Source organism: Weissella thailandensis (assembly GCF_005405465.1).
Classification (GTDB): Bacteria; Bacillota; Bacilli; order Lactobacillales; family Lactobacillaceae; genus Weissella; species Weissella thailandensis.
Genome location: NZ_BJEC01000030.1, coordinates 1 through 9,066, shown reverse-complemented (window position 1 = coordinate 9,066; position 9,066 = coordinate 1). Strand labels below are relative to the sequence as shown.

Annotated in this window: 18 protein-coding genes; all 18 read right to left on the bottom strand. The window is 39.3% G+C overall.

Features of this window, described 5'->3' with window-relative positions; translation table 11 throughout:
• A partial coding sequence (locus FFM62_RS10535; protein ID WP_503827242.1) for a hypothetical protein occupies positions 1–85 on the bottom strand: 85 nt, incomplete at its 3' end.
• Positions 86–89: 4 nt separating this feature from the next.
• Positions 90–578: a terminase small subunit gene (locus tag FFM62_RS09700; RefSeq protein WP_115470277.1), complete on the bottom strand. Its 489-nt coding sequence runs from the start codon at positions 576–578 to the stop codon at positions 90–92.
• Between the two features lie 687 nt (positions 579–1,265).
• On the bottom strand, positions 1,266–1,712 hold the full coding sequence (locus FFM62_RS09695; RefSeq protein WP_115470276.1) for a DUF722 domain-containing protein: 447 nt from the start codon (positions 1,710–1,712) through the stop codon (positions 1,266–1,268).
• A 294-nt stretch (positions 1,713–2,006) separates the two neighbouring features.
• Positions 2,007–2,246: a DUF3310 domain-containing protein gene (locus FFM62_RS09685; RefSeq protein WP_115470274.1), complete on the bottom strand. Its 240-nt coding sequence runs from the start codon at positions 2,244–2,246 to the stop codon at positions 2,007–2,009.
• Positions 2,246–2,959, bottom strand: coding sequence for a nicotinamide riboside transporter PnuC (gene pnuC, locus FFM62_RS09680; RefSeq protein WP_115470273.1), 714 nt, complete (start codon positions 2,957–2,959; stop codon positions 2,246–2,248). Before pnuC ends, FFM62_RS09685 begins: the two co-directional genes overlap by 1 nt.
• Positions 2,943–3,383, bottom strand: a complete 441-nt coding sequence (locus FFM62_RS09675; protein ID WP_115470272.1) for an NUMOD4 motif-containing HNH endonuclease — start codon at positions 3,381–3,383, stop codon at positions 2,943–2,945. The genes pnuC and FFM62_RS09675 overlap by 17 nt, the downstream gene beginning before the upstream one ends.
• Positions 3,384–3,548: a hypothetical protein gene (locus FFM62_RS10190; RefSeq protein ID WP_165845850.1), complete on the bottom strand. Its 165-nt coding sequence runs from the start codon at positions 3,546–3,548 to the stop codon at positions 3,384–3,386.
• A 91-nt stretch (positions 3,549–3,639) separates the two neighbouring features.
• Positions 3,640–3,786: a hypothetical protein gene (locus tag FFM62_RS10185; protein ID WP_165845849.1), complete on the bottom strand. Its 147-nt coding sequence runs from the start codon at positions 3,784–3,786 to the stop codon at positions 3,640–3,642.
• Positions 3,787–3,963: 177 nt separating this feature from the next.
• On the bottom strand, positions 3,964–4,296 hold the full coding sequence (locus FFM62_RS09670; protein ID WP_115470271.1) for a hypothetical protein: 333 nt from the start codon (positions 4,294–4,296) through the stop codon (positions 3,964–3,966).
• Positions 4,286–4,744 carry a dTDP-glucose pyrophosphorylase gene (locus FFM62_RS09665; protein WP_115470270.1) on the bottom strand — a complete coding sequence of 153 codons (459 nt, stop codon included), beginning with the start codon at positions 4,742–4,744 and terminating at the stop codon, positions 4,286–4,288. Before FFM62_RS09665 ends, FFM62_RS09670 begins: the two co-directional genes overlap by 11 nt.
• Positions 4,744–4,902 (bottom strand): hypothetical protein, encoded by a 159-nt coding sequence (locus FFM62_RS10180; RefSeq protein ID WP_165845848.1) that lies wholly within the window; start codon positions 4,900–4,902, stop codon positions 4,744–4,746. The genes FFM62_RS09665 and FFM62_RS10180 overlap by 1 nt, the downstream gene beginning before the upstream one ends.
• Positions 4,903–4,904: 2 nt before the next feature.
• A complete protein-coding gene (locus FFM62_RS09660) occupies positions 4,905–5,636 on the bottom strand; it encodes a DnaA ATPase domain-containing protein (RefSeq protein WP_115470269.1) in 732 nt (243 codons plus the stop codon).
• Positions 5,633–6,505, bottom strand: coding sequence for a phage replisome organizer N-terminal domain-containing protein (locus FFM62_RS09655; RefSeq protein ID WP_115470268.1), 873 nt, complete (start codon positions 6,503–6,505; stop codon positions 5,633–5,635). The genes FFM62_RS09660 and FFM62_RS09655 overlap by 4 nt, the downstream gene beginning before the upstream one ends.
• 8 nt (positions 6,506–6,513) lie before the next feature.
• Positions 6,514–7,056 carry a single-stranded DNA-binding protein gene (gene ssb, locus FFM62_RS09650; protein ID WP_115470267.1) on the bottom strand — a complete coding sequence of 181 codons (543 nt, stop codon included), beginning with the start codon at positions 7,054–7,056 and terminating at the stop codon, positions 6,514–6,516.
• On the bottom strand, positions 7,019–7,729 hold the full coding sequence (locus FFM62_RS09645; RefSeq protein ID WP_115470266.1) for a putative HNHc nuclease: 711 nt from the start codon (positions 7,727–7,729) through the stop codon (positions 7,019–7,021). Before FFM62_RS09645 ends, ssb begins: the two co-directional genes overlap by 38 nt.
• The gene (locus tag FFM62_RS09640; protein ID WP_115470265.1) at positions 7,729–8,361 is read right to left on the bottom strand and encodes an ERF family protein; all 633 of its coding nucleotides are present in this window, start codon (positions 8,359–8,361) and stop codon (positions 7,729–7,731) included. The genes FFM62_RS09645 and FFM62_RS09640 overlap by 1 nt, the downstream gene beginning before the upstream one ends.
• A gap of 14 nt (positions 8,362–8,375) precedes the next feature.
• The gene (locus FFM62_RS09635) at positions 8,376–8,801 is read right to left on the bottom strand and encodes a hypothetical protein (protein ID WP_115470264.1); all 426 of its coding nucleotides are present in this window, start codon (positions 8,799–8,801) and stop codon (positions 8,376–8,378) included.
• Between the two features lie 3 nt (positions 8,802–8,804).
• A complete protein-coding gene (locus FFM62_RS10175) occupies positions 8,805–8,942 on the bottom strand; it encodes a hypothetical protein (protein ID WP_165845847.1) in 138 nt (45 codons plus the stop codon).
• Positions 8,943–9,066 lie beyond the last annotated feature (124 nt).

The window sequence follows — 9,066 nt, the reverse complement described above, 5'->3', positions numbered from 1 at the left end:
AGAAAGCATAAGCATTTTTAATACCGCCATAACGTCCATTAACGTATGACTTCATCCACTTCAATTGCGTGATTGGGTTAGTCATGTAATCAGATCCAATAGTCCCCAATGTCTGAAAACGCCTGCTTCATAAGGTTTGCTAAAATATCTTCCTTATTAGCGCCTAGGTCATGTAAACGTGCTTGTCTCATCTCTTGAACCAGAGATTTAACCTTAGCGTTTCTTAGCATCTTAGAACCGTTAACCATTGCCGTGTCATAGTCCGCATCATACACATTGATATATGCTTGCGTAGCATTGAATAGTCTCACATATTCGATAACAAAAGCTTTTTGCTTATCAGTCAATTCACTATCAGCTAGTCCATCAATGACCTGTTCCACTTCATTTTCGGGTGCACCCTTTTTGCTTTTTGTGTGCACACTTTTTTGAGGCGGTGCACTCTTATTTCGCACCCACTCATAACGCCTTTTCCAACTCTTAACCGTATTGATTGTTACACCATACTTATCGGCTATGTCTTTGTACTTCATACCAGCGTTATAATCTTGTTCTGCGTTTTCCCACTTCTCGGTCATTACATATCACCCACCTCGCTTTTTATTTTGTGCTTCATCAGCTTTCTTTTCCTTCTTATCAATTGTGCCGATAATCTGATCTTCTAATCGGCGATACCATTGGCTACTCATCTACATGCTGTACTCCTTTTCAGTGCAAAATAAAAAGGCTACCCGATTGGATAACCTTAAGTAATATGTATGCACCCTTCCAGAAGCTACCTTGTCTTCTGTGAAGGACGACTTTAATATCTTTAACCAAACTCGAATATCTTTTATGCCTATCTAGCAGTTTTCACAACGGCGTCTGCGCAACCGTTTCGTTGTTGGGTATTGACGATTATTCACTGATTAGTTATCGCCATTACTAATTCAGGTAGAGTGTCCAGCACTCGATGCAAGCGGTTAGGATTTGCACCTAACATGACACCATATAAGATTAGGAGCTACTCGTACCTATCGTTGAGTGAGGTCGTGGCTTGAAGTTAATCTCTCTTATATGTTATAGATGTGTGCTTTATCAGATTTATTTAGTCTCCGTCATTACCAGCACCCTTTTTCACCATCTTTGTCTTATAACTCCGTTAGCGTCTACCTATTCCGCCACGCTTGCTATGTAGAACAGTGATTGGCAGTAGTCACACGTACAAATAATAGAGGGATAGAATCATCTAACCAACTGTTCCACAATACATATTATGCGCCTATTTAGACGGCATTCATGCCACTTAATTGGTACGAAAATGACATAGGAAACGTACTCATCAAATGACCTTCAATCCCACTTTTGAAATCATCACGCCACCTAATAACCGTTCTAACATCAACATGCTCATCAAGTGCAATCTCTATCCAACTCTTGCGCATTCCATATCTAGCTTCCAGTACCCTTTGCTGATAATCAACTGCTGTTGGATAAAACATATCAATGATGTTTTTCTGCATTATCCAGTTTTGTAGTTGATCATCATGTTGCTCTTTAATCATGTGCAACTCAATTGGATTGTTGTAGTCGTTTTGTTTACGCCCACCACCGATATTTTCATCAGGCGTACGATTAACGTTGGATTGTATTTCCATCTTGCGTAACTTGATATTTGCTTCTAATCGCCCTGTAAAATAATCGCTTAACACTTTATCCAACACATCCGCCATAGCACGCCTCCTTAACTGAACAACTATTCTTTTATAATTATAACAAAAACCCACTGCTATTAACAGCGAGCAAATGCTATTATATCAATCTTTGATACTGATTTCTTAATTCCACCCAGTAATAATATCCAGCCAACTGCTTACTTACCTGATATTTAATTGGCCACTTGCTATCCACTCTAAACGCCTCTCTAAGGTTATTAGTGTGTGTCCAGTATAATTTACCGTCCATCGTGTAATTCTCTTTAAACCAGCCACTATGGTCTCTGAAATAGTAATACACTCTCATGTTACCTAATGCGCACCCTCTTCCCATTCACCAGCTAAATGCATAGCTAGATAATCGGAATAGTTTGCTACCTTTCCCATCTCTTTTTGCGGTTCATCTTTCTTACCAACTCTAAATGTGTACTTTGCAATATTGAATTTCATAGCACCTGTAAATTCTTCAAACGTTAAAGCTTCATGCATGATGTCGATCACTTCTTTTGAACCAGCTGTATAGTGTGCTGGATGATTAATCATATCTGCCATTACTTATTACCTCGCCAAATGCTCCAGAAACGTCCATAGACAGCTGTTGCTAGGTAGAAGCTCATAGTTAGTAACATAGGCAAAGAACTTGCTGAATAGCCTGCAAATAGCGCTGACACCCATAGGGCAATATTAACAAAGTCAGATAGTAACCAAAGTGTGTAACTGTCCCCATATCCTTTGAAAACATACAAACTAGCAGTTGCTCCAATGATCAACACGATACTATCCCACAGTGGGTTGCTGTCTCCTAGCGCTGTATATGCCATCATCATTGGATACCAAGCGATTAAGATAAAACCTAACGTCAACACCCAACCTGTCTTGTCTAAGAACTTCACACCATTCTCAACCTTGTGCCCCCACGTTTTCCAAGTGAATATAAGCGGTAAATCAATCAAGGCAACGAATACCAGTTGATCTAACACACTGGCATAGTGTCCAGCCGTCCAGTTGATGTAGATGAACCCAATCGCACTAATCAGACCTAACAGTCCATTAATTGGCTTTCCTAAACTCATATACACCGTGCATGCCGAACCAACCAGCGTTGCAAGTAATGTTATCGTAGACAACATGGTTATTGGTGCTGATAAGTAAAATGCAAGTTGTACACCTACTATAAACGATAACATCACTGCTCCTGCTGCGTTCAATGATTTTAACTCTAACCATAACCACTTAAAATAATTTGTATTAGATTGTATTTGCATGACGATTCCCTTTCTTTGCTTCAATCAAACTCTTTCGCATTCTTTCATTTCTCGTTCCATAATTAGCATTATATTTTTGTGTACACCATTCTAGGTTTGCAGAACGATTATCAGCTTTATTTTCATTTTTATGGTTTACGACTAAATCATCATCATATCCATCAAGAAAAGCCATAGCAACTAACCTGTGAACATATATTTGTTTAGTTTTTCCATCAATTTTGAGCGCCACAAATTTATATCCCTCAACACTAGTTGATTGTTTTAATAATCGTCCTGGATATATTCTTTTAGCAAGAATTTTAGACGTTTTTTGCCGATAATTAACTTGTCTATCAATACTTTTTACGTTTCCTAGATTTGATACTAAATATTTGATGTTATATGGAACAATTGGAACAGGAGTCCATTTTTCATTTGCCATTTACCATTCCTCCCGATCACTCAACGTCTTAACTTTCATAATCTGGTAAGCCTTGCCATGATAGATGCTCAACAACTCATCTAAATCGTTTCCTTGACCAACTGGCAACGTTTGCCCCTGTCTGTCAGTCACGTTTGTATTAAACACCACGTACTTTGGTATCATCGACCCTTATCCCTTTCTAATTTGCCGTATAAGCCACTTTTATATCATTTGTGACTAATTACCTTAATCCGCCTAAAAACGTCTTAAAACGTCAGCTACGTATCTGTAACGTTATCTCATTATCTTCATAAATCATGACTGTATGTGTGAATGGACGCCCTGTAATATCAAACACGTCCATATCGCCATAGTTTTGCTTTCGATTCTCTAGCTCATCAATCAATTCGCTAATTTTCATCAGCTCTCCCTCTCAACCATCTTCTCGATACGGTGAACTTCCAATGTCGTCAGCTCTTGGTCATGCACCATTTCAAACCAACTGCGATAGCCACGACTCTGGGCATACTCTCGTTTTTGCTTGCTTGTTATCATCTCAACACGGGCTTTACAGTCTTTTCACCCTCGGCTGCTTGTTCTATTTGCCGTTGACTACTCGTCTCAACTCCTGAAGTTGTGGGTCACTCTCTGGTGCGTGAGTCATTTGTTCATACTTATCTTCGATTTGGTGGACTAGATCCATCATCAAGGCGTTATCTATCTTGGTCGTGTTTTCCGTAGGGAAGTTACCTTTAGGCACATATTTGCCACCATCAGCTTCTAATCGCTTTAAATAAGTTTTTCCACAAATTGCAGATGTCGTTAGATTTAACTTTTCAGCAATCATTGATTTGCTTACACCTTGGTTGTATAACTCGACAAAATATTTATATTTTCGTTCACGTTCAATTCTGATTTGCTTATCCCCCATCTTCATTACTCCAATCTATTTCTACCCTCGGGTTATTCTTATCAACCCCCATAAAATCGTCATACGTCGCCACCACGTACTTTAAATTGTCGTTAGGCATAAATACCCTACCCCGAACTGAACTAGCCTGAAAAGCGTCAAATATGAACTTGTGTGTAAACGTCCAGTTGTCTAGGTCCGTGCGTCGGTCAGGAAAATACCAACTAAAATGAAACTTCGTGTCTTTATCAATTGGTGGCAGTCCGTCAACCATTGCCTGCGCCACATACGGCATTATTTTTGCCTGAATGCGTGATTTATAACTCGCAGCTATCCTGCGCCCAACGCCTTTTTTAACACCGTGAATATCGATCCATTCATTCAACGTAATTTTTACAGAATTCACAACGCCCTGCTTATTGCGCTTAGGTATCATAAATGCTGTTAGTGGAATGATTAACTTTGCCATTAGCCCACCCGTACAATCTTAAAATCACTGGGTTTCATACCGTAAACACTGGCTAAATATTCTTGTTGGTATGCCACCTGTTTCAACGGATATGCACCCCAATACCTATCTTCATTCAGTACATGGGCGTGCAATTCATATCTTGGTTCTTCGTCCATTGCTATGCCTCCCTTATATCTCGTAACTTATCCATAGCGATAACATGTGCAGGGTTCTTAGGAATAAGTCGTGATAGCGTTGCGCCGTCATACTTGTTTGCAAGGGATACCGCATTATCATTTGAAGTAATAATCGTTGCCTTACCTTTTCTGGCATCCGCCAATCTGAACAACATACCTGCCACTTTTTCTTTAGCTTCCTTTTGCGTTTCCTTACCAAAGTCATCAAGGATCAACACATCTGCTTCTCTCATATATTTTTCAACTACCGCCAATTGTTGTTGTAGTTTCTCGTCGTGAAACGATTTATAGGTCATATCTCGCCACTCAACTAGGGAAACGAACATTTTAGAATATTTATCAGATAGTCCATCCAATATCGCCAATGCTAAGGACGTTTTACCTGTCCCTGCTTTGCCATAAAACATAACGTTGAATAATTTGCTTTCTAACTCTTTCATGACCTTATATGCTTGATTAGCAACATTTCTGGCGATTTGCTCGTTGTCACCCTGTTTAGTTGGTTGCCAATCCGTAAAGGTAAATGATCGTTGCTCTTCATCACCCCACAGACTAGCCGCTAAATATTTATTGCGTTCCTGTGCTTGCCACTTAGCTGTGATAGCTTGTGCATCTTTTTGTTCTTTGGCAGCACGTTGCTCTGGTGTGAGTGTCTTTGGTTCTAAGCCCTTGGCTCGTAACTGTTGAACCCAGCCTTGCATTGTATCTGTCATAGTTCGCCCCTCCAGTGTGCTTCCATTTCTTTAGCCCACTCTTCAGCTTCACTATTTTTAGGCACTTGGTTGTTAGACTTACGCTCGTTGTAATCACGTTTTTCAGCTTGCCATTTACCAACTGTATCAATGCCATTTTTTAGCTTGTTCTCTAAAATGGCTCGTACATACTTATAGTTGCGTTTCCCTAGATCGGACGCCTCTTCCAATGCCATGATTACAACACCGATTTCTAAACCATCATCTTCAAAATAAGCGTATAAGTTTTCTATTTGATTTGGAGACAGCACTAATGAAAAACCTGTTTTATCGATTGTTTGAGCTAATTGGTTACGTTCAGAGATAGCAGGGAGGTGTTTTACAGGTTCTTTCTCTTTCTCTAACTCTCTATCTACCTCTTGCTCTATATCTAACTCTTTATCTAACTCTTCCTCTTCCTTATCGTAACGGTCTGTCACACCTGCGTAACTAAGTGACGTTTTGCCGTTACTATGTAACGTTTGCCGCTCTCTAAACTTTCTCATTCTCATTGCCGAGTCGGTTTCAGAACCTGTTAAATCAGCGCTTGCTACAAGAAACATATCTTCTTTAATTTCTGGGTGTGTAATAAGCTTTTTGGCTTCAAGATAGGCAAGCAAGGCACGAACGTCTTCGACATTTTCATCTAATATTAAAGACAATTCTTCAGCAATATCTCGTCCTGCACCTTGAAAATAAATCATGCCGTTAGTTGAAGCACTTTTAACTAACATCTCAAGATAAATGATTGTGTATGTGTCTCCACCAGCCATTCTGCGTAGCAACTTAATGTATGGGTCATTAAAGAAGTCTTGCTTAAGTTTTATCCAAAAGAATTTTTTATTAGCCATGTTGCCTCCTAAAACGGTAATTTATCCTCAAAGTTCTGATTGTTGCCATTCATTTGTTCAGACGAGAAACCAGTTTGTTGTTGCTTAGGTTGTGGTCGTTGTTGTGGCTGTTGGAAAACGCCTTGGTTGCCTTGATTAAAATTGTTACCTTGGTTGAAATTTCCCTGATTATTATTTCCTTGATTATTGTTGAAATTATTCGGTGTACCTTGCTTGCGTTGCTCTGTTTGTTCCTTGCTTTCTAACAAGTAGAAATTGTCAGCAACCACTTCGGTAACGAACACTTTTTGTCCTTGTTGGTTGTCATAGCTACGTGTTTGAATACGTCCACTAATACCAACCATTGAACCTTTAGCCGTCACATTTGCCATGTTTTCAGCACTCTTACGCCAAATAACAAAGTTGATAAAGTCACTTTCACGTTCACCATTACTATTCGTAAATGAGCGTTGTACAGCCAATGTGGCACTAGCCACCGCTGCCCCTGAGGTAGTGTGCTTTAATTCAATATCCTTAGTGAGTCTGCCAATTAGTACGACGTTGTTTATCATCTATTTCCTCCATTCGTTTGTAGGTCATAATGCCTAGTTGGTTCAGTGTCTGTGGGTCTAATAAAATTGCCTTAACGTGATAGTTTTCTTTAAACATGGGCCAACCCATTTGATGTGCTTGTTGATGGTGTTCACGACATAAAGCAATTAAATGTTTTTGTCGGTGATCAACTAATTTACGGTCGTTTCCCATTCCTACAGAATTTACGTGATGAATATCGGCAGGCTTGCCGCATATAACGCATGAGCGATATTTCAAAGACATATACATGTAGGTGTCTATGTCGTCCTGATAAGTGATGCCACTGTGTTTCAGAGGTATGCCATTTCTAATAGCAAAGTCCAATAAAAACGTGATAAACCGTTTAGCCGTTGTCATATCTGTGTTAGCAAAACTAAAGTATGGGTTTCCTGTTTCAGCAGTGAAAAAGTATTTCAACCACTCTTTGCATTCTTCTGGTATATAACCAGTCCAATTAGCAATTTCACCCATGATTGCGTAGGCTTTCCTACGTTGTAAGTTGCTCAAATGTCGCTCATCTTGCACGTCCACAATGACTTGTGGTTGCTCTTCGGTAGTAAACAGGGACAAGCTTGCCAGCTCTTCACGGCTTTCAAGCGTGACCGCTATTTGATTACCTTTAATCGCCGTAATTCGTCCCCAGAGTTCCATTAATTAACTCCTTGCTTTAGCCAGTTAATAACTGCTTCTTTTTGTTGATCATTCAGCTTATTGAACGCATAGAAATTATTAATATTAGCTCCAAATTGTTGACTGATAGCTTGATACATTGCATCTTCTGCCAACTGGTTCTTTTCCCTGAATGCTTTAGCGACACCACCAAATGTTGAGTTCAGTTGATTTTTAGGCTTATTTTGCGATTGATTGGTGTTTTGTTTGTTTTGAACAGCATTGCCATCATCATCAACTTCACTTGAAATCATGAATGCCATTGATAATGAGTATCGTTTGGCGTATGTTTCTGCTGATCCCTCTGCTTGAGCTGCATTTGTTCCTCGATTACCAAGGTTGTCTGCTACTGGAGCACCTTGATACTCTCGTTTATCGCCATAGCCTTCCATAATTACCCACATAACACCATCTTTTAATTCATAGTTTATAAATACTTTGGCGTGGACTTTTTTCTTAGCATTTAGTACCGCTGCTTCTACTGCTTCTAATGGCACATACTTTGATTTGAACATTGGGTTGCTTGCATCTTTTTTAGGTTGCTCTACGGCATCTTGAATAGCGCATAATGCTTCAATTAGGTTGTTATATTCTGCTACTGTATTTTCAGTCATTTCATTATCTCAATTTATTCAAAAGTGGCATAGTTTGTTTCGCCATGAACAAGGTGTGGTTCAATGTCTTTGTTTACGACATCGCCAAATTTTTCTCGCAACTTATTTGGTGTTTTAACTTTTACAGCATCAAAGCCATATTTCTCGACCAACTCTTCTTTGAAATCATTGTTATCATCGTCAAATTTATCGATTTTGCGCTTTTTATAAACGTATCGGCTAAATGTATGCCCATCTTTCAAACGTTTGTCTATAACCTTTTTAGCCGTCTTTTGTGCTTTGCTGGCAATCTTGAACATGTAGTTGACTTCTTCTAACGTACGATCGTCCATGTTCTCAAAATCTTTCTCAGTTAATTGAGTGACTGGTATAATCTCGCCGTCATTTGTATATATCTCTGGTAGCTTTGTTTCCATTGCCTGCAGTTCGTTTTCACTCATTTGTTATTCCTCCACTAATTGTTGAAACTTGATATACGTTGTGTTTGGCGCTTTACGCCAATCGTCATGATATGAGCTTTCAAAATAATGAACTTCCTTGCCTGTATCTAATACAGCCCATGTCTCATATTTCTTTGTCATATATCGTTCTCCGTGTTATTCTTAGAGGGTAATTTGTCTCCAAGCTAATTACCCAACGTCTGACCAGTGCCATGGTTAGACGTTTTTTTGTGTCCGATTAAGTAATCAACTGATACATCAAAGT